Here is a 20,385-nt window from a genome sequence, read left to right as displayed (position 1 = left end):
CACAACTAAGTGTGTTCGCGTTTCGACAAACCGCCGGTAACGGCAAACCGAATGACTGACTTTGGAGGTCAATAATGAAAATCAGGAGCCTTCTTCTGGGTTCTGTGGCAGCAGCTGGTCTCTCGACCGGTGCCGCTTATGCAGCCGATCTTGGCGTTCTGACGTCGCTTGACGTCTGCGACAACCTGGGCCTTTCGGGTCTGACGATCTCGTCCGACACCAACTGCCTGCAGATCACCGGCGAAGTGAAGTACAAGTTCAGCTGGGGCGATTACAAAACCAGTGGATACGAGATTTCTCACATCCACACGCCCGACGACTTGACGACGTTCAACAACGACAACGGCGGCAACGATTGGGAATCGCGTTTTGACGCGTGGATCAAGTTCGTTGCGACCGCTTCGAGCGACTTTGGCCCGGCCAAGGCTGTCATCAAGCTGCTGGAAAAAGACAACAGCCGCGTTTCGGGCGCTAGCTATGCTTCGGGCGTCTCGTACACCTACATCACCACAACCGGCCTTTCTGGCGGCACCAGCGGCACTGTAACGTATTCGACGTCCAGCAGTTCTGCGGCTTACGCCTCTGGCGTGTCGTACGCAACCTACTCGGGTTCGGACACCGACGGTGTGGTTCTCGACGAAGCCTATGTCTCGATCGGCGATTCTACGGTCATCTCGGCCGGTAAGAAGGGCTCGATCATGAACAAGGGCGACGACGAGCCCCTGAACTGGCTCGGCCTGTTCAACTCTGAAAACGTCGACGCGGGTGTTGGTTGGACGCCGGACCTGATCGGTGATGGCGGCCATGTTATCCAGATCGAAACCGATCTTGGCAACGGCCTGTCTGCCAAGGCTGGTCTTGAAAACCTCAATGGCGGCGCCAGCGACACGACTGGTACTGCGGTTGGCGTTCTCGCCTACTCGGGTGATGGCCTCTCGGCTCACATCACGGTCGCTGCTAATGGTGTCCTCGCTGGCGAAATCCAGGATTGGGGTGTCCATGCTGGCTTCACCGGCACGTTCGACAACTTCAAGATTGTTGCAGCAGGCGCCTTTGATAGCACCGACTACTGGAACGTCTTGGCGTCGGCTTCCGCGACGTTCGACATGTTCACCATCGCCGCCTCGGTTGAGGCTGCGGACGGTACTTCCGGTGGTGGCGACGACTACTATGGTGCTGGCGCATCCATCACTGCAGCAGTTGCTGACGGCGTGACGCTGAATGTTGGCGGCCGTTGGGCTCACGACAGCTGGGGCGACAATAGCTACGAAGTCGCAGCGGCTGTTGCTGCCAGCGTAACAGAGAACCTGACCCTTACCGGTACGGTTGGTTATGTGAACACCAACGACGAGACTGGCAGCGACCTGTTCTACGGTTCGGCTAAGCTGGCTTGGGCTCCTGGTGGCGACGCCTTCACGTCGTCGGTCAAGGGCACCATCAACTCGGAAGGTGGCTACAAGATCGAGTCCGAGTTCAAGAAGACCTTCCAGTAAGGTTCTCTGCTCTCAGAAATTGGAAGGCCCGGCTTTTGCCGGGCCTTTCTCTTTTTGGGTCCCTCGCAGGGGCAGGGTCCTGAATTGAGGCCCGACTAGGCTCAACTGTGCACAACGCTAAGAAAATCGCCTGCTGACAAAGAGTTGGCGTACTTCTGCGATTCAGTACGACGCGCTATGGCTTGATAGTGCATCGGTGGTCTTGTTGGGTTGAGGACGGTATGAGCGGCATCTTCCTGCGCTGGGGCATCCCGGCTTTCATCACCGTCATCAGCACCACGGCAGCCGCGATCGCTACCAGCGCAAGCACAATTCCAAATGATCTGACCACTCGCGCCGCTGCAGCGCTGACCGCCCCGGAGCTTTCGTGGGCTCAGGTGTCGTTCGATATGCAGGATGCGGTTCTGAACGGCACGGCCACCACACAGAAAATGGTGGATGAGGCTATTGCCCGAGTTGCAGAGGTACGCGGGGTTCGCTCTGTGACTTCAAATATCGTGCTGGCCGAATTTGCAAAGCCGTATCCATTTGTCGCGACGGTCGCTGATGGTCGCATCACGCTGAGTGGTGGGGTGCCCGATGCGAGTGCGCGCGACGACATTCTCAAAATCGCCGGAAACACCGCAGCCGACAAGACGCGACCGCTCTCCGGCGCGCCCGATCGCGCGACCTGGCTGGCCGCCGTCACTTTCGCATTGAAGCAGGCCCAGGACCTCGACGAAGGAGAGGTTGCGGTAGCCGATCTGGATGTGACGCTCTCCGGTCGCGCGAAGTCACCCGAGGCATATGACGACCTGCTGCTCGTCACTGAACTAGCGCCGCCGGGGGTCAAGATGGCCTTCCACGAGATCCAGCCGGCTCTGGCATCGCCATTCGAGTGGCACGCGGTGTTTGACGGCAAGCACCTGGATCTCTCGGGCTCTGTTCCGAATTCCGATGTCGCGCGCGATCTCGCGGCGTTAGTGCCGGCAGGAATTTCCATTACAAACAGCCTGACGCCGGCGTCTGGGGCACCGGAAGAGTTTGCTGATCACGCCAAAGTGCTGCTGCAGAATCTGCTGCTATTAGAGAATGGTAGCGCGACGATCTCAGATACTAAGTTAAGTTTGGAAGGTGCGCCCGCGGACGAGATGACGGCAAAGGCTGTGCAGACGGCGCTTGCTGCTTCGGATGTTGAGCTGTCTCTCGGCGCCCCCAAAGTGGCCCAGTACGTGTTCAAGGCCAGCCGCGCTGGCGACAAGGTCAGGCTGGATGGTTTTGTGCCTGACAAGGAGACGCTGCAGCGGCTCGCTTCCCAGTCGGGTATTGATACGGGTGGCCTTCAGCTTGGCCGCGGCGAACCGGATCACTTCCAGTCCGGCGTCGATTTCGTTCTCGCTGCGGTGCAGAAGATGTCGGAAGGCGAGGCCTCAATTTCGGGCGAAGTGCTTACCGTGAAGGGCCGTGCGGCAAGTGTAGACGCCTATGCTGCTGTCGAAAGTGCTCTGGCCGCCGGAGCGCCACAAGGCCTGACCTTGGGGTCGAGTGAGGTGCGGCCACCGATAGCCAACCCGTTCACATTTGCCGTGGAGAAGACGGCAGACGGGACCTATGCCTTTGGCGGCTTCGTGCCCGACCAGTCCCTGCTCACCCGACTTCAGGCCGACGCGGCCAAGGTCGGCAAAGCCGAAGTCGCAATCGCCGACGGCAATCCGGCCGATTTCGAGAGCGTCAGTCTCAAGGCGGTAAAGCTGCTGGGCTTGGTTGATCACGGACTGATCCAGTTCGACGGCAAGCACTGGAGTTTTGATGGTGCGGTCGGTTCTGCCGCCAATGCGAAGGCTCTTCAGGCTGCGGTCGACCAGGCCGGCCTCGGCGGGCCGGACTGGACCGTCAACATAGCTCAGCCCGCCGTCCCCGCCTTGCCCGTCATTGACCCGTATGTGTGGCACGCCCAGAAGGCGTCTGACGGAACGCTGACTGTGACGGGCTTCGTGCCCGACGAGGACGTGAAGGCCCAACTGACCGCAGAGGTGAAAGACAAACTGCAGGATGGGACGAGTCTGGGGGCAGGGGCGCCCGAGAGTTTCGGAACAGCATCCATCGCTGCGGCGCGTGCTCTGGCTGGCCTCGAAAGTGGCACTGCAGATTACTCGGCAAGTGGGTGGACTCTGACTGGGACGGCTGCGACCACCGCTGATCGGCACAGTGTCGAGGGCGAGCTCCAGGCCGCAGTCGATACATCGACATGGCATATCTCCATCCAGGCAAAGGACGCCGCGCCGGTGGTGACGCCATTCGTGTGGTCCGCCACCAAATCCGCCGATGGCAGCGTTGCCCTGTCAGGCTATGTTCCAACCGAGACACTGCGTTCTGCGCTGGCGGCCCAGGCAGGGAAGGTTTCAGAAGATCGCAGCCTTGTCGGCTCTGGTGAGCCTGAGGGCTTTGCCGCCGATGTGTCGGCAGGCCTGGCGGCACTGACAAAACTCGTAAGCGGCGAGGTCCACTATGATGGCCGCGCCTGGTCGGTCTCGGGGCAACCGGGCACCGAGGCCGACGCGAAGGCTGTAAAGGACGCGATATCCGCAGCCTCGGATCGCGGGGCCAGCTGGCAGCTGGCACTTCTGGCGCCGGTGACTGCACCCGAGCCAGTAGTTGCAGCGGTTGAGCCAACTCCGGATATCGAAAAACTGCCTCCGGTTGCCCCGGTTGCTCCTCCTGCCGGAGCGCCGAAGGCCGACGAGGAAACCAAAGCCCCCGAGAGCGCCACAACGTCGGCCTCAGTTCCGGCTGAGACCGCCGCTGTCGCAACCACTCCTGTTCCAGTTGCGCCGGTCGAGCCGCCCGCAGAACCGAAGGTGGCCGCTGTCCCGCGCAACTTCGTCTTTGACGTCAAGAAATCCGCCGATGGAAAGCTGGAGTTTGTAGGGAGCGTAGCGGTGGAGGCTGATCGGTCAACGCTGGCCACCGCAGCCGGAACCAAGCCCCCGGCCGCCCTCGCTGTTGGCCCCGGTCTCCCACCAAACTTTTCTGAGAGTGCTGCGGCGGGGACACGGGCGCTGGCTATGCTCACCGACGGCGAGCTAGGGCTCGATGGGCAGACCTGGGTTCTCTCCGGACGAGCGGAAACCGATGTGGTGCGGCAGTCTGCGATCAACGAGTTGGCGAGCTTGCCGGCTGCGAAGGACTGGCAGGTTGATGTTTCCCTGCTGCCTGGGTTGGAGGTCTGCCAGAACAAGGTTGCCGCGCTCGCGGCGCGCAACGATATCCGGTTTGAGTCCGGGGGCGCAAAGCTGCTGAAGGAATCGCTGACGGCGCTTGATGAACTCGCGAACGATCTCGCTGCCTGCAAGGAAGCGACGGTTAATGTCGAGGGCCATACGGACGCCGACGGCGATGCCGACGCCAATCTGGCATTGTCGGTGGCGCGCGCCGAGGCCGTCGTCGACGCATTGATCGTAAGGGGGGTCGCCCCCGAGCGGCTCTATGCCGTCGGCTATGGTGAGAGCTTACCGATCGCTAGCAACGAAACACGCGCCGGCAAGCAGGCCAACCGCCGCATCGCTTTCAGCATTACGGACCACTGACTTTACCGATGTTCATTAGCTCGCTGATTTACCTGCTTGAAATCTACTGGCCGTTTGCGCTGGCAGCCTTGCTCGCCGGCCTTGCCACCGGCTGGTGGTCTTTGCCCGCAAAGAAGGACTAGGCGCGATATGTTCAACGCCGCTCACATCCTTGAGACTGCGCTCATAATGCTGGTGGCATTTCTGATCGGTGCGGCCGCGGGTACGCTGATCAGGTTGGGAGTGAGGACGCTCAGGCCGAAGCCAGTTGCCACGGTATCGCCTGCACTGGTTGCACCAATCGCGGCGGCGGGACCGGCGCTGGTGACCGCTCCGGTGGTCGATCCGATCAACGCCCCTGCGGTGCCGGTGGCATCCAAGGAGGTGCCCGTTCCCGATTTTGCCGAAACGATGATTGCGCTCGCCAACGCGCCGCTCCCAGAAATACGGCAGATGCCGACCATTGCGCCACTGCCTCCGGTGGAAGGGGCAGCGCCAACGGCAGTGGCTAAAGCCCAAATCGAACCGGCGCGGACGGCAGGTGAAACGACGTCTGGCCGGCATATCGCGTCACCGCTTGACGTGGCGCAGCCCAGAACGCTGGTGACCTCGGAGACGACCCAATCCGCTGACATCCTGCCGTTTCCGATTGAGGCGACGGCCTCACCGAGCCTCACCGACGTGGCGGCAGAGCTTGAGTCCCTGCTCACGCAGGCGGTTGCGGCAGATGCTGAGGCCCCCAAATCCAGCAACTCTCCGTCTGAAGAGACTGAGGTTGTTGCGCCCGTTGTCGCGGTGGACAGATCCGGTTCGGCGGGTATCGAGCTGGAAGAAGCCCCACCAGTACCAGCTGCACCCCCTGTGGTGCTCACCGTTGCCGAAGAGGCGCCCGCAGAACAGAGCGACTTGGTAGTTGCAGAAGTCTCAGAGACGACAGCGGAGCCCGATGTTGTGGCGTCGGCAGAAGTGAGTCCTGAGGGGGTGGTGCCAGTCGATTTGGCCGTTGCCGAGCAGGTCGTTGTTCCGGATGCGCAGCCGCCGGCGACCGCATCGGACGAGGTCGTCGAAGTGGTTCAGGCCGGGCCTGCCGAGGTTGCGGTCGAGGCACCGGCCGAAAGTCAGATCAAGGTCCCGGTCGACAGCCCCGTCGAGGCAAATAGCCACCCCTCCGAAACGCCAGTGCCGATGCCGGCGAAGCGCTCGCCCGAAGAGGATGAGGCGGCGGCCATGCGCGCTATCGAGGGAAACTGGTCGCCACGGCAGAAGGGAAGTAAGCCTAGGCGTGCTGCGCCGGTGCCCGATGGCATCGCCGAGGCAGGAGATGCAGTAAAGGCGTCTGGCGCGGCAGTTGCCGCCGCAGCCGAGGCGGCCAACGCAGTCGTGGAGGCCATTCCCGACCCCAATAAGCCGGAGGGTATTCCCGCCCCACGCAATGGGCAGCGGGACGAGTTGACGAACGTCATCGGCATTCTTCCGATCATCGAGACCGCTCTGAATACGCTCGGCATTTATCACTTTGATCAGGTTGCAGATCTGAACGACAAGCAGATGGCATGGGTCGAGACGCATCTGGGCATCGACGGCCGCATCAGCCGCGAGCACTGGCGTGAGCAGGCCGTCGAGCTGGCGGCGCTGACCAACGCAAAGGTCGCGGCAGACACCTGATCAGGCGGCTGCCCTGCCGCGGCGCTTGACGATCGAGCGGATGAACTCAGCGATCGGCTCGACATCTTCTGGGGTGGCGAGGAGGGCAGGGGATCCCTGGCCTTCGATCACGTAGCCCTGGACGTCCCGGCGGCGGCGGAGCATTTCCTCGAAGGTTTCGCGCCGCAGCTGATCGGTCAACTGGGTGCGCATCAGCAGCAACGGCGCATGGGCTAGGGCCTCGTAAAGCGGCCACTGCGGCACGAGGATGTCGTCATGCTCGAAGGCCTCGAGCGGCTTGAGGATCTGCGGGTCGTAGAGCGCCCGGACCTTGCCGCGCTTGTCGAGAAAGTGCGTACGGCCTGCCAACGCATCGAGGGCATCGTCGGTGAGGCCGGGATGATCGGGCGCCAGCATGCGGCGGAACATCGAGCGAAATCCGATCTCGCTGCGGTGCCCTTCGAGATCATGCAGGTTGTTGCGGAGCCGGACGAGGCCGCGGGGATCGGAGACAGGTCCTGCATCGATCAGCACCGTGCCAGCCACCAGTACAGGTCGCTCGGCGGCGAGCGCCATGACGACCTGTCCGCCGTGGCCTTGGCCGACGAATAGTCCCGCTTCTACCCCGAGGGCGGCCATCAGCTGGATCACGTCCATCGCGTCGATCGTGGAAACGTAACGTGATTTGTCGCTGCGGTCCGATGAGCGGCCGCGGCCTTTGAGGTCGATGAGGATGACCGGCCAGTCCTCGCCGAAGCTGCGGCGGAACTGGGTGGCGAAATCGGCGAAATCCGACATGTTGCGCTGAAAGCCGGCGAGGCAAATCAGCGGCGTGCGGCCGATGACCAGTTGCCCCGAGACGTGGACGGCCATCTGCTCGTTGGCTGGGCCGACGATATAGCGGGTGACCGGCAGGTGCGCGAAGGCGCGGAGGTCGGCGGGGACGGGGCGGGGGCCAAACAGCATGGGCAAAGACCTAGCACAGGCAGGGCGGAGGGCAAGATCGGGCCGGGCGAACTACCCCGGAATCCGCCGCAGCGCCTGCTCCATGTCGAGGTCGTTCTGGCCGAGCCGGGCGCGATAGACCAGATAATTGCCGAGCACGCGCTGCACGTATTTGCGCGTCTCCTGCACCGGGATCAGCTCGACCCAGACGACCGGGTCGATGGTCTCTGAGCGCGGATCGCCGAAGGTGCCGATCCACTTGTTGGCATTCCCACCCCCGGCATTGTAGGCGGCGGCTGCGAGCAGAAGCGAGCCATCGAACCGTTCGAGCTGTGCCTTGAGGTAGGTCGAACCGAGCAGCGCATTGTAGGCGGGGTCGGTGGTGAGGCGGTTGGCGGAGTATGCGACGCCGATCTTGCCGGCCGTCTCCTTGGCGGTCGCCGGCATCAGTTGCATCAGGCCGCGGGCGCCGGACGACGACACCGCGTCGACCTGGAAGCGGCTCTCCTGGCGGGCAATGGCGTAGACCACGGCGTGGTCGATGCTGGCGAGTTGGGTAGACGGCAGCCCGTCCTTGGGGAAGTTGAACAGATCGAGCGGGAAGCCGCGCTGCTCGGCGGTATCGGCGATTGTGATCGCGAGATGGTGGGCGTCGAGCGATTGTGCCAGCCGCGCCGCAAGCAGCAGTTCGCCGCCGGTCCTGAAACCGAAGGCGAAGCTGCGGAGCAAGGGCACCGCCATTTCCTTGTGGCCATTGTCGGCGAGGAGGCGGACGGCGCGCACCAGTTCACGCGACTCGAAACCAGGTTCGGCGCTCTTGGCGTCGGGCAGGGGGCGGAGGGCGACGTTCTTTTCGCCCAGCGCCGAACGCGCCAGCTGGCCGTAATAGATTGTACCGTACTTTGCCGCTGCGATGTAAGCAGCCTTGGCGCCTGCCGTGTCGCCAGCGGCGGCGAGCGCGCGGCCAAGCCAGAAATTGGCCTGCGTCACGGAATCGGGAAGCGTCGATAGCTTCGTCATGGCCTCGAAATGTGGGATCGCCAGCTTGGCGTCATGGAGGAAACTCAGCGCTATCCAGCCGGCATGGAAATGCGCCTCGACCTGGCGGCCTTCCGGTCCGCCGCGATAGCCATCGGCGGCGTGATAGGCGCGCTTGACCTCGCCGAGCGCCAGCAACTGGCGGACGAGGCCGCGCCGTTCGTACCAGACATCTTCACTATCGGGCACATCACCCTTGATCTTGCCCAGCCAGGCGATGGCATCGTCCCAGAGTTCGAACTGCCGGGCGCGCTGGGCGCGTGAGAACAGGTAGACCGGGTTCGATTGCATCGACGGATCGACCTTGTCGAGCAGCTTCTTGGCGTCTTTGCCGTTACGGGACACCGCATTGCGCGCCACAGCGAGCGATTGCTGCGCCGGCGACAGGTATTTCATCAGCCGGTTGACCGCTGAGGCGCGGTCGTTCATCATCAGATGCATGGCGCGGGCCCAGTGGGCATCGCGGTTAAGCAGAGTGCCGAGCTTGTCCAGCACCTCGGCCTCGGTCTTGGGATCGAGGAAATTATCGACCCAGATGCTGCGGGCGAGGCGCGCGGCACGGTCGGTCTGGCCGCCAGCGGCATAGGCGCTGGCGAGCGCAATCCGCGCGTCGATGGTATTGGGAACGGCACCGCCGAGGAACTTGATGACGTCGCTGCCGGCGGCGTTTTCCTTCACCAGCGCCTGTTCGAGGCGGGTCTTGAACACCGATCCGGAGGCGTAGCTGGGCGCGTCGGCCATGAAGCGTTCGATGGAGGCCGAGGGGACTTCGCCATTGCCGAAATAAATCGCGGCCCATTGCAGGGCGCGGCGTTCGGTGGGGTCAGGGAGGGCGCGGGCCTGCTCATAGGCGGCCGCAGCGTCGCCGTCAGCGAGCACCTTCAGCGCAGCCTGAAACCCATTGGACGCAGCATCGCTTGATGCGGGCGTCGTCTTGTCGATCGAGCCGGTGATCAGGGCGTCTATGCCGTCGTTCGCGCGCACCGCCTCGTCTGCCGGAAAGGGGGCAGCGACGATCAGTATGGCGACGAAAACGCCAGCTAGGAGGCCAAAGGGCCTCTTCGCAAAGAACATGGTAACCGTCCTGTTGGTCCTCAGTACAAATCCAACAAGGTGCCCCCACCCTTGCAGCCTAAGATTGCTCCCTTGTCGTGAACAATTGGTTAGCCACTCGGTCCTTGTGGGTGTGCGGCGCGAGATCGCTCGATAGCTCGCTTGTCGCGCCGCACGAGGCCAACTATGGTGCGCGACTGTGGCTAGGGCATGAACCCGATATGGCCGCAATCTGGCCATTTCGGCCCACCAAACCAGAACCAAGTCCGCCATACGGACGCCAAACCGAGGAATTTGCCTGAAATGTTGAGAGGTTCGATTACAGCGCTCCTGACGCCGTTCGCCAACGGAGCGCTGGACGAGAAAGCCTTTTCGCATTTTGTTGATTGGCAAATCACCGAAGGGAGCCATGGCCTCGTGCCGGTGGGAACGACGGGCGAAAGCCCGACCGTCACCCACGAAGAGCACCGCCGCGTCATCGAGATCTGCGTCGAAGTGACGAACAAGCGCGTGCCGGTTGTGGCTGGTGCCGGCGCCAATTCCACCGCCGAGGCGGTGTCGCTGGCGCGCTTTGCCGAGGAAGTCGGCGCTGATGCCGTGCTCTCCGTCGTGCCCTACTACAACAAGCCGACCCAGGAAGGGCTGTTCCAGCACTTTTCGGCGGTGGCCAATTCGACGGCTTTGCCGATCCTGCTCTATTCGGTGCCGGGCCGGACGGTTGTCGACCTGACCATCGACACAATTGCGCGATTGCGCGATGCGCATTCCAACATCATCGGCGTCAAGGACGCGACCGCGAGCATGGAGCGGGCGAGCCTGCAGCGCGCCAAGCTCGGGGCCGATTTCATCCTGCTCTCGGGCGAGGATATGACGGCGCTGGGGTTTAACGCCCATGGCGGTTCGGGCTGCATCTCGGTGACGTCGAACGTTGCGCCGCGGCTGTCGTCGCTGTTCCAGAATGCCTGCCAGCAGGGCAACTACGCCGAGGCGCTGGCGCTGCAGGACAAGTTGGTGCACCTGCACAAGAACCTGTTCCTCGAGAACAACCCGGGCGGCGTCAAATACGCAGCGTCGAAGCTTGGCCTCTGCCGCAACGAGTTCCGCCTGCCGCTCACGCCGATCTCGAAGGCCAACGAACAGGCCATCGATTTCGCCTTGTCGCATGCGGGGCTGCTGCCTAACTAAGGGTGGGCGCTCGATAAAGGCGGAAACGGCTTTGCGTTGCGGGCGCCCGACCAGTAAGAAGGCAAGATGGCAACCAAGCCCAACAAACCCGCAATGATCGTCACGGGCCCGATCGCCGAGAACCGGCGGGCCCGGTACGACTACGAGATCATCGACACGCTCGAGGCCGGCATCATGCTGACCGGCACCGAAGTGAAGTCATTGCGCGTGGGCAAGGCGCAGATCACCGAGGCCTATGCCTCGCCCGAGCGTGGCGAGCTGTGGTTGATCAACGCCCATATCCCCGAATATCTGCAGGCCAACCGCTTCAACCATGAGGAAAAGCGGCCGCGCAAGCTCCTCGTCAAGAAGAAGGAACTGGCACGGCTGAGCCAGGATGTGGAGCGCGCGGGCAATACCATCGTGCCGTTGAAACTCTACTTTAACGAGCAGGGCAGAGCCAAATTGCTGATCGGCGTCGGCAAGGGTAAGAAGAGCTTCGACAAGCGCGAGACTGAAAAGAACCGCGACTGGAACCGCGAGAAGAGCCGCTTGCTCAAGCACGGCTGACCCCTCGCGCCTGGAGCCGAGGCAGATGGACGAAGTCGGAACCGACGGACGACTGCGCCATGTTGTGCCCATGCACAACGCCCTGAGGGTGTTCCTGATTGTCTGCGGGCTCATCGTTCTGGTGCTGACACTCGGCGAACTCGGGCGGGGACTGTGGCCGCCGAGCTTCGTGAGCCTGTTTTTCCTGATCATCGTGGTTGGCGCGTTTTCGGTCGGCGTGCCGATGATCGCCGCAGGCCTCCTCGCCCCGGCGGCCACCTGGACGGTCGCGAAGGGTCGGATCGACATTGAACTGCGCACCCCGTTCAGCGCACGCACGGTGTCTATCACTCCGGGTGCGGTAGCAGATTTCGAGCTGCGCGAGATCGAGTGGGACAGCTCCGGCCCAACCTGGGGCGTGGTGCTGAAGACGGTGGACGGCAAGCGCTATCACACGCGCGACTTCGGCTCCAAGGCCACCGCTGAGGCGTTTCGGGACAGGATCCGCTTGGTGCTTGAGGGGTAGGGCGTGCAGATGCGCCCGGCTGGCTCACGCCATCGGGGTTCGTGGGGGTAGACGGATCCGGCGTGGCGATTGCCGACGCGGGTAGTCCGCAGTTTTGTATGGCCGTCGCCACGCCGGATCATCGGGGTCTGAGTTAGGCCTCCGGCATCGGGGAGCGTACTGGCCGGTGCGCCTCGCGACTTGTTACCAAGACGGAGCCTGACTGGTCGGTCGGTTGCCAATACCATCGGCCCGCCAGGGAACGACTCCCCTGGCTCCCGATACCCCCACCGTTCGTTCGTCGCGACCGCGTCCGTGTAGGGGACGGGATGAGAATAGCTCAGGTTGGCGAAGCGGGGATAAGTTCAGGAATTCGATTGAGTTTCAATGCACTAAGGCCACGTTCCTAGCCATTCGAGCATAACTCTCATGGCTTTTCTTGCTCAAATGGAAGTGCCCGTGAGGGTGGAGGGGACCGAGCGGCCGCTGCTGGACGACGGGTAGCGATAACTGATCCAAATGCAATTAGGACCGATTTGCAGAAATGGAGGCAGGGCGGTCTGGTCGCTGGGGGCGGCAGGCGGGCGAAGGTGGAGGCGGCTGGTGTCCTAGGTGGTGCGAAGTCACTGACAGTGCACACATACTCGGTGTCATCCCCGCGCGGGCAGGGACTCAACTCTCCGTCTGAGCAGGCTGATATGTGGGTCCCAGCCGACGCTGGGATGACGTTCGATGGGAGTTCGGCACCATGCGGACGCCCCGGTCTGCCTCTGTCCGTGTCTTGGTCTCCCTCCCCGGTAGGGGGAGGGGACAGGGGTGGGGGTCAGCACGCTCCAGATCGTCGGTCGAGCACCGGCGCGTTCACCACCAGGGCAAGTGCGTGTTGACCCCACCCAAGTGCGTGTTGACCCCCACCCTCCCCCTCAGAATGGGGAGGGAGCTAGAGGGATACGAGTGGCTTGCGCCCCTTACTTCAAGTTTTCGCTGAAGAACTTGGCGAACGATCCTTCGACCAGCGCGGTGACGGCGGGCTGGTCGCTGTAGAAGCCGTAGCCGTGGTCGGCGTCGGGGACGGTGACGAGTTCGGCGGCGGGATAGGCCTTGAGCAGCATGTCAACTTCCGGCTGCTTGATCACCGTATCCTTGTCACCATGCACCACCAGCATCGGGCCCTTGTAGACGGCGATCGTCTCGTCGGGATGCGAGGCGAGCAACTCGTCGAACCAGCGTTTGCCGAGTTGCTGCTTCTGCCCATAAATCGTCGTGTAATCAGCATAGCCCTTGTCGGTCGAGGCTTCGGCATAGAGCCGTTCGAACTCGGCTTCCGAGCCCGCAAAGAACAGCGCAAGCGTCTTGCCCGGGTCGGACGAGGGCGCCAGCAGCCCGATGGCCTTATACGGGTTGTCCGCCGTCGCCGCGATGGTGAGCGCGATGCGGCCGCCCATCGAGTAGCCGAGGATGCCAAGGCGCTTGGGATCAGCCGGGAAGTTCGCCAGCATATAGGCGAGGCTGGCGTTCGAATCCGAGATCATGTTGCTGAGGTAGCCCTCGGTGAAGGGCTCCTTGCTGTCGCCGGTGCCCGGGAAATCCATGCGGATGGTGATGATGCCGGCATCCGCCAGGGCCTTGGCGAGCTTGGTGAAACCGCCGCCTTCCTGCCGTCCGCCGCCATGGCCGTGGTTCATCACCACAGCAGGGAACGGGCCGGCGCCATCGGGCACGACCACTGTCGCCGGAACAGCGCGCGCGCCGTTCATGACCGTCACTTCGGTGACTGTCTCGGCCAGAGCCAGCGACGCCCCCGCCAGCGAAAACGCCAGGGTGGCCAGCATCGTCATCCCAGTCTTCATCACGCGCATCAGTGCTTTCCTTTTGAATGGTCTCGTCAATATCGGTGACAAGGTTGTCATCCCGGGTTTGCGGGTGTCAACGGGGATGATGGGAGGGGGAGGGTGCGATGACCCGCATTGACGCCGAATTCGAAAGCGTCAGAACTGGTAATTTAGCCAATGGCTGCCACAGGGATTGTGAAGCTGACGTCAGGTTACATCATTTGCAGGGCATTAGCTTGATAGGAAATCGATCACGATACTGTATAGAAAGGCTGCAGACCGGTATCAGTGCTTTGGAGAGCTTTCAATGATCGTTGCCTCGCTACGCCATAACTTGGCAAGGCTCTTGCGCTTTCATGGTCGAGATTCATCACGGCTGTTCTGGCCATATGCGCTCCTGGTGAGCGCCACTCTGCTCGTTGCCGTGCAAGTGACCATGCAATCCAGCTTCCAGCGCAGTTTGACAGCAGTAGATTTCGCAACAGTAGATTTCGGCGAATTCGTACGGGCCATCTTCTTGAGCATGATCCCACTTTACCTAGCAGCGGTTTCTGCCGCTGCTGTGCTCCTCAGCGCAGCGATCGTAAGGAGGTTGCGCGACGGAGGAAAGCACCTCGCTTGGGGTGCATTACCACTGGTCCCAGCTATCGCTACGCCGCTACTGTATAATGAGACACTAAGTACCGATGAAGTGGTGACTGGTTGGTTCTTCGCCACCTTTTTTGCAAACCTGCTGACCATAGGGTTTCTGATCACCCTTGTAGTCAAACTCAACGCGCCAACGGCACGGTCGAGCGTGTGAGAGACTGCAACCGTATCATGGCACGCCACCTCCTTTGGGAAAGTCCGTATTGGACCAGAAGGGAGGCACGTCACCTCAATGGCCTACCTCGCTCCGGAAGGGCGTGGGTGGTCTTCTCGCGAGCAATGGGAACGAAGCCCTGCGCTTCCCAGAACGCCGCGCCTTGGGGTGTATCTGTGTAGAGAGCGATCGGACGGCCCAAGGGCAGGGCGGTTGGAAGCAGATGATCAACGATGGCTTTGCCCACCCCTTGGCGGCGGAACTGCGGGCGGACGTAGAACCGCCGCATCCGGAGCCATGCGGGATCGATGAAGTCCTCGGTGATGCCGCCGACTGCGGCCAGTTCATCGCCCGCATAGGCGCAAACGAGGATTTCACCGGGACGATCAAATCGCACCTTCTGGTCCTGCCACTGCTGCCACAAATCTTCGATATGCCGGAAGCCTTCCGAGCGTGCCTCCGCCCGAAGCGTGTCCATCTGTGCTGGCAATGTGACAAGACGTTCGATGCGCATGGACAGAGAGTTAGGAGGCGGATGCGCTGCCGGTCAAGGCTGGGACACCAGGAGGTTGCTCAACTATTTGCTCCACCGCCTCCGCCATCCGCCCCTCCGCATGATTGAACATCGCCGCAGTCAGCGCCTTTGCTCGTGTTCTCGCGTAGCAGGGCAAACTGCCGATCAGCACCCACGAGATCGCGGCAAGGGCTTTGTAGCCTGACCAGATCAAAGCAAGTGGATCGAGTGCGAGCCCTCGACGGTTTGCGCTGCGATAGCGGCGAAATCCCAGTCGATGCCGAGGCCGGGCTTGCTTGAGGGGACGGCGCGGCCGTCGATGATCTTCATTTTCTCGCCGGTGAGGTCATCGAGCTGAGGGATATATTCGACCCACCGCGCATTGGGGATCGCCGCGCAGAGACCGACGTGGAGTTCCATCAGGAAGTGCGGGCAGACCGCGATGTTGAAGCTCTCGGCCATATGCGCGACCTTCAGCCAGGGGGTTACGCCGCCGATCCGGCCGACATCGACCTGGACGATCGAACAGGCGTGCCGCTCGAGATACTCCCGGAAATGCATCGCGCTGTAGAGGCTTTCCCCCACTGCAATCGGGATCGAGGTGCTGGAGACAAGGCGTGTGTGCCCGGAAATGTCCTCGGCGGTCAGCGGCTCTTCGAACCAGCCGATGTCGAGCGCCTCATAGGCGCGTGCCCGCCGGATGGCCTCATCGACGTTGAAGCGCTGGTTGGCATCGGTGAAGATCTCAAAGCCCGGACCGACAGCCTCACGCACCGCCGCGATCCGCCTGACGTCTTCGTGAAGCGGCCTGCCAACCTTCAGCTTGCAGCCGCCGAACCCATCGGCCTTTGCCCGCAGCGCATCCTCGACGAGGGCGCTCTCAGACAGATGCAGCCAGCCGCCCTCGGTGGTGTAAAGCGGGATCGAGGCCTGCGCCCCGCCGGCGAGCAGATGCAGCGGCAGGCCGAGCTTGCGGGCTTTGAGGTCCCACAAGGCCGTATCGATGGCGGCAAGCGCGATCGAGGTAATCGCCCCGGTGGTGGTTGCATGGGTCAGGAACAGCAGGTCGCGCCAGATCCGCTCGATCTCCATCGCCTCGCGTCCAATCAGCGCCGGCACCAGGGTGCGCTTGAGCAGTTCCATCACCGAGGGGCCGCCGGTGCCGATAGTGTAGCTGTAGCCGGTGCCAATGGCGCCATCACTGTCAGTGATCCTGACGATCGGCGTTTCCTGGCTGACGAAGGACTGGATCGCGTCCACCCGTTTGACCTTGGGCACGAGGTCAACCATCAGGATTTCAACCCGCTCGATCCTGCTCATCTGACGTGCCCCTCGCTTTCAGCCTCAATTCGCCTCCAGCATTAGCCACAGCCCGGACGCGCGCGGAAGCTGTCCCAAAGCAGCATTGATCCATGGCCGATGAACGGTCTACCCGTGGGGGAACGCCGTCTTGGGCCGTCAGGGCGAGGCACGATTTTGGGGGGATGACGATGAAGCGCTTTGGATCGGTGATCGGGCTGCAGCCCGAGGCGGTTACCGAATACCGGCGGGTGCACGCTGCGGTCTGGCCTGACGTGCTGGCGCAGATTTCCCGCTCCAACATCCGCAACTACTCGATCTTCCTCAAGGAGCCCGAGAACCTGCTGTTCGCCTATTTCGAGTACCACGGCACCGATTTCGCCGCTGACATGGCGGCGATGTCGGCCGATACCAGGACGCAGGAGTGGTGGGCCGTCTGCAACCCGATGCAGGCGCCGCTTGCGACCCGCAAGCCCGGCGAATGGTGGGCCGATATGACCGAGGTTTTCCACATCGACTGACAGCCGTCGGTCGGCTGGACGCATCAGACGGCGAAGGTGCGGTGCGTCGAGGCCCGGAAATGGGCCTCTAGGTTGGCCACCGCCCCGGCAATATCGCGCTGCTCGAGGCTGTCGATGATCCGCATGTGCTCACCGACGGTGCTGATGAGCTGACCGCGGAACACCGAGCGTTGGTGGACGCGCCGGGCCATACTCAGATTGTCCTGCAGCCGCGCGTGGGTAGCGAGGATAGCCTGGTTGTCGAGCAGGGAGACGATATCGCGATGCAGCTTGCGATCGAGCGTCAGGATGCGGCTCTGGGCTGGTTCAAACGGTGTGTCGCCAGCCAGTTCCGCCATGCACTCTTCGTGTCCCGCTCGCATGCTGGCAAGCCAGTCCGCACTGACCTGGTCGCCGAAAGTGGTGAGGGCATGCATTTCGATCATGCTGCGGAACTGGAAGTTCTCACGGATGAAGGCCACTTCCGGATAGACGATCCGGATCCCTGTCCGCGGCTTTATCTCGACGAGCCCGAACTCTTCGAGCAGCACCAGCGTCTCCCGCAGCGGTGAGAGCGAGAGCCCGAGGAGATCGCAGAGCTCATTCTGGGTAACGATCATACCAGCCTTGATCGTCCCAGCCTGCAGGGCCTCGCGGAAGAGGCGGTAGCCTTCGTTGTCTTGCCGGTTCTCGGCCATTTTTCACCAGTGAAGTAGCGGGTTTCCCAGGGAGCCCTATCACAAGGATTTTCGGTTTGGAAACTGCTTCGTTGCTCGTTTTCGCGTCATCCCCAAGGCTGGTGCTCGGGTCATCTAGCCAAAGGTATACATCAAGGAAGCCGTAAACGACACCACCAAAGCTTGACCTGATACATTCAAACGCGCCATTGATATCTCACGGCGCGCCGTCGAGGGGATATCTATGAAGGTCACGGGGTCCACCAATTGGCTGGTCGAGATAGTTGATGGCCTTCTCAGCGTCAGCAGCGAGCCTGGTCCCGATTGGGACGAACGGCACCGCGCGGCGCTGAAGAAGGTCGCATCGACTGAGCGAGTCAGCTGAGGAACCGCGGTATGGCGAGCGTGGAACTCAGAGACGTCACCAAGTCGTTCGGTTCGGTCAAGGTGATCGAACGGATCGATCTCACCATCGAAAAGGGCGAGTTCGTCTGCTTTGTCGGGCCCTCGGGATCAGGCAAGTCGACACTGCTGCGCATGATTGCCGGGCTGGAGACGGTCAGCGGGGGCGACATACTGATCGATGGCAAGGATGTCACCTTCGCCGAGCCCTCCGACCGCGGCATCGCCATGGTGTTCCAGTCCTATGCGCTCTACCCGCATATGAATGTCTACGACAACATCGCCTTCAACCTGCGGCTCTCGAAATTCAGCAAGTCCGAGATCGCCGCCCGCGTGAAGGAAGCCGCCCGCATCCTGCGGCTTGATGAGCTGCTGCAGCGCTCGCCGGCGCAGCTCTCAGGCGGGCAGCGCCAGCGTGTTGCCATCGGCCGCGCCATTGTCCGGCACCCCAAGGTATTCCTCTTCGACGAGCCGCTCTCCAACCTCGATGCGGCGCTGCGCGTGCAGATGCGGCTCGAGATCGAGCGGCTGCACCGTGAACTCGGCACCACGATGATCTACGTCACGCACGACCAGGTCGAGGCGATGACGCTCGCCGATCGCATCGTCGCCCTTGATGCCGGCGTCATCCAGCAGGTCGGCCCGCCGCTTGAGCTCTATGCGCGGCCGGCCAATCGTTTTGTGGCCGGGTTCATCGGCTCGCCAAAGATGAACTTCCTGCCCGGCCGGGTGCAATACTCGACCGGCACCGAGGCCAGCATCAAGGTCGATGGCAGCGCGGCCGGTCTGGTTATTCCCAGCGCCACGCTCAAGGTCGGCGACCCGGTCACCATCGGGGTGCGGCCGGAAGCCATGGAAATCGTGCCATCCGGCGCGCCTGCGCCCGCCGGGCTCGAACTGCTCAAAGCGCGTGTCGAGTCGGTGGAACGGCTGGGCAACATCACTTTCGCCTATCTCGATGCAGGCACACCTGAACTCATCACCGTGCAGGTGATCGGGCACTCGCCGCTCGCGGGCGGCCAGGAGGTTCAGGTCGGGCTGCGCACCAGCCAGATGCACGTCTTTGACGCCGGGGGTACCGCCATCGCGGTTGCTGCCGGCTGACAAAACGTCCGGCGGGGAGCCGGACCACAACAGGAGGAACGTCTATGCCATTTCTGAAAACCAGCCTGGTGGCGCTGGCCGGGGCGATGACCCTCGGTGTGCTCGCCCACGGCGCGCTGGCGGCTGACCCGGTAACGCTGAACGTCTGGTCGGACCCCGTGCGTCTGACGATGTTCGATCTCTACGACAAGACCCACGACAACGTGAAGCTCAATGTCACAACGATCGATCCGGCGGGTCTCGTGGCCAAGATCCAGCTCGGCATGCAGTCGAAGTCGGAAGTGCCCGACGTCATCTTCATGAACGATATCGGCTACGCTGCGCAGCTGTCGACGCGGCGGTCGAACTACCTGTTGGACCTCACCGGCAAGGTGCCGCACGCGACGCTCGACGAGTTCTACCCCAACGCCAATTCGCCCTGCTACATCAACGGCAAGCTGATGTGCATGCGCAACGACATCGCGCATGACGTGGTGTGGTACGACAAGCCGCTGATGGAAAGCCTCGGCGCCAAGGTTCCGACCACCTGGGAAGAGTACCAGGCGCTGGGCGACGAACTGGTTGACAAGGGCTACTCGCTGGGCTCGCCGATGGTGCCGTTCGAAGCGTTTCTCGTCTCCGATGGCTGCGACATGGTGATGCCAGTCGAGGGCAAGGACGATACCGTCAAGATCGACTTGACCACCGACAAGTGCCTGAAGCCCGCCCGGATGATCGACCACATGATCGCCGCCGGCAGCCTTTCCAAGGTCGGCCCGTTCGATCCGGCCGTCGTCGACCTCGTGAAGACCGGCAAGGTGCCGCTGATGATCGGCCCGACCTGGTTCGGCGAATACGTCATCAAGGCGACCTATGAAATGGCCCCCGGCAAGCTCGCCGTGGCCCTGCCGCTGAAGTGGGACGACCAGACGCAGCCGCTCACCTGGAGCTGGGGCGGTGGCGTCTATGGCGGCTGGAAGGACACTGCCCATCCGGCGGAAGTCGCCGACCTGATCACCTGGATGTCGAGCGACGTCACCAACCAGACCACCGCCGTGACCTTGCCGGCCCATAAGCCGTCGGCGATCGCCTGGGGCGCGCGTCTCAAGAGCGACCCGTTCTATGCGTCGCCGGACGCGTTCGACGTGCAGGTCGCCGCAGCCGCATTCAGCCACCCGGGCTATGTCTCGCTGCGCTTCTCGGTTGAGGACGCGATCGTCAAAATCGTCTCGGCAAACATTGCCAAGGGCGTAACAGTCGAAGCCTCGCTGCCAGCGCTGCAAACCGAACTGGTCAATCTCGCCAAGCTCAACGGCTATACCGTCGAGTAACGCGAACCT

The 20,385-nt window shown here is 62.5% G+C and carries 17 protein-coding genes; 11 read left to right on the top strand and 6 right to left on the bottom strand.

What is annotated here, in order from left to right; all coding sequences use genetic code 11:
* Window positions 1-74: 74 nt before the first annotated feature.
* The 3 genes from ACO06J_RS08635 (at window position 75) to ACO06J_RS08625 (ending at window position 6,703) form a co-directional block, all read left to right on the top strand.
* Window positions 75-1,493 carry a hypothetical protein gene (locus tag ACO06J_RS08635; RefSeq protein ID WP_421760292.1) on the top strand — a complete coding sequence of 473 codons (1,419 nt, stop codon included), beginning with the start codon at window positions 75-77 and terminating at the stop codon, window positions 1,491-1,493.
* A 221-nt stretch (window positions 1,494-1,714) separates the two neighbouring features.
* A complete protein-coding gene (locus tag ACO06J_RS08630; protein ID WP_421760291.1) occupies window positions 1,715-5,059 on the top strand; it encodes an OmpA family protein in 3,345 nt (1,114 codons plus the stop codon).
* A 129-nt stretch (window positions 5,060-5,188) separates the two neighbouring features.
* Window positions 5,189-6,703: a hypothetical protein gene (locus tag ACO06J_RS08625; RefSeq protein WP_421760290.1), complete on the top strand. Its 1,515-nt coding sequence runs from the start codon at window positions 5,189-5,191 to the stop codon at window positions 6,701-6,703.
* Here the strand turns inward: ACO06J_RS08625 and ACO06J_RS08620 are convergent, their stop codons facing one another.
* Together ACO06J_RS08620 and ACO06J_RS08615 are read right to left on the bottom strand one after the other, a co-directional pair.
* Window positions 6,704-7,648, bottom strand: a complete 945-nt coding sequence (locus tag ACO06J_RS08620) for an alpha/beta fold hydrolase (protein WP_421760289.1) — start codon at window positions 7,646-7,648, stop codon at window positions 6,704-6,706.
* A gap of 51 nt (window positions 7,649-7,699) precedes the next feature.
* A complete protein-coding gene (locus tag ACO06J_RS08615; RefSeq protein ID WP_421760288.1) occupies window positions 7,700-9,739 on the bottom strand; it encodes a transglycosylase SLT domain-containing protein in 2,040 nt (679 codons plus the stop codon).
* Between the two features lie 282 nt (window positions 9,740-10,021).
* Here ACO06J_RS08615 and dapA point away from each other — a divergent pair, with 282 nt between their 5' ends.
* From dapA to ACO06J_RS08600, 3 genes are all read left to right on the top strand, one after another.
* Window positions 10,022-10,903 (top strand): 4-hydroxy-tetrahydrodipicolinate synthase, encoded by an 882-nt coding sequence (gene dapA, locus ACO06J_RS08610; RefSeq protein ID WP_421760287.1) that lies wholly within the window; start codon window positions 10,022-10,024, stop codon window positions 10,901-10,903.
* Between the two features lie 93 nt (window positions 10,904-10,996).
* Complete coding sequence (smpB, locus tag ACO06J_RS08605) at window positions 10,997-11,452, top strand: SsrA-binding protein SmpB (protein ID WP_421762474.1); 456 nt, start codon at window positions 10,997-10,999, stop codon at window positions 11,450-11,452.
* A 25-nt stretch (window positions 11,453-11,477) separates the two neighbouring features.
* Complete coding sequence (locus ACO06J_RS08600; RefSeq protein ID WP_421760286.1) at window positions 11,478-11,957, top strand: hypothetical protein; 480 nt, start codon at window positions 11,478-11,480, stop codon at window positions 11,955-11,957.
* 947 nt (window positions 11,958-12,904) lie between these two features.
* On the opposite strand, the gene ACO06J_RS08595 is transcribed toward ACO06J_RS08600, so the two are convergent.
* Window positions 12,905-13,795: an alpha/beta hydrolase family protein gene (locus ACO06J_RS08595; RefSeq protein WP_421760285.1), complete on the bottom strand. Its 891-nt coding sequence runs from the start codon at window positions 13,793-13,795 to the stop codon at window positions 12,905-12,907.
* Window positions 13,796-14,075: 280 nt separating this feature from the next.
* Here ACO06J_RS08595 and ACO06J_RS08590 point away from each other — a divergent pair, with 280 nt between their 5' ends.
* Entirely contained in the window at window positions 14,076-14,570 is a 495-nt protein-coding gene (locus tag ACO06J_RS08590; protein WP_421760284.1) for a hypothetical protein, read from the top strand.
* 70 nt (window positions 14,571-14,640) lie between these two features.
* Here the strand turns inward: ACO06J_RS08590 and ACO06J_RS08585 are convergent, their stop codons facing one another.
* Together ACO06J_RS08585 and ACO06J_RS08580 are read right to left on the bottom strand one after the other, a co-directional pair.
* Window positions 14,641-15,084, bottom strand: coding sequence for a GNAT family N-acetyltransferase (locus ACO06J_RS08585; RefSeq protein WP_421760283.1), 444 nt, complete (start codon window positions 15,082-15,084; stop codon window positions 14,641-14,643).
* A gap of 210 nt (window positions 15,085-15,294) precedes the next feature.
* Window positions 15,295-16,404 (bottom strand): mandelate racemase/muconate lactonizing enzyme family protein, encoded by a 1,110-nt coding sequence (locus ACO06J_RS08580; RefSeq protein ID WP_421760282.1) that lies wholly within the window; start codon window positions 16,402-16,404, stop codon window positions 15,295-15,297.
* A gap of 170 nt (window positions 16,405-16,574) precedes the next feature.
* On the opposite strand from ACO06J_RS08580, the gene ACO06J_RS08575 reads away from it, so the two are divergent.
* Complete coding sequence (locus tag ACO06J_RS08575; protein WP_421760281.1) at window positions 16,575-16,904, top strand: L-rhamnose mutarotase; 330 nt, start codon at window positions 16,575-16,577, stop codon at window positions 16,902-16,904.
* 23 nt (window positions 16,905-16,927) lie between these two features.
* On the opposite strand, the gene ACO06J_RS08570 is transcribed toward ACO06J_RS08575, so the two are convergent.
* On the bottom strand, window positions 16,928-17,581 hold the full coding sequence (locus ACO06J_RS08570; RefSeq protein WP_421760280.1) for a GntR family transcriptional regulator: 654 nt from the start codon (window positions 17,579-17,581) through the stop codon (window positions 16,928-16,930).
* A 223-nt stretch (window positions 17,582-17,804) separates the two neighbouring features.
* On the opposite strand from ACO06J_RS08570, the gene ACO06J_RS08565 reads away from it, so the two are divergent.
* The 3 genes from ACO06J_RS08565 to ACO06J_RS08555 are packed head-to-tail and all read left to right on the top strand — an operon-like array spanning window position 17,805 to window position 20,376.
* On the top strand, window positions 17,805-17,945 hold the full coding sequence (locus tag ACO06J_RS08565; RefSeq protein ID WP_421760279.1) for a hypothetical protein: 141 nt from the start codon (window positions 17,805-17,807) through the stop codon (window positions 17,943-17,945).
* 11 nt (window positions 17,946-17,956) lie between these two features.
* Window positions 17,957-19,066 carry an ABC transporter ATP-binding protein gene (locus tag ACO06J_RS08560; protein WP_421760278.1) on the top strand — a complete coding sequence of 370 codons (1,110 nt, stop codon included), beginning with the start codon at window positions 17,957-17,959 and terminating at the stop codon, window positions 19,064-19,066.
* 44 nt (window positions 19,067-19,110) lie between these two features.
* Window positions 19,111-20,376: an ABC transporter substrate-binding protein gene (locus ACO06J_RS08555; RefSeq protein WP_421760277.1), complete on the top strand. Its 1,266-nt coding sequence runs from the start codon at window positions 19,111-19,113 to the stop codon at window positions 20,374-20,376.
* Window positions 20,377-20,385 lie beyond the last annotated feature (9 nt).

Source organism: Devosia sp., assembly GCF_965229025.1.
GTDB lineage: Bacteria > Pseudomonadota > Alphaproteobacteria > Rhizobiales > Devosiaceae > Devosia_A.
The sequence above is the reverse complement of the archived record's forward strand: the minus strand, read 5'-3'. Positions and strand labels throughout refer to the sequence as shown.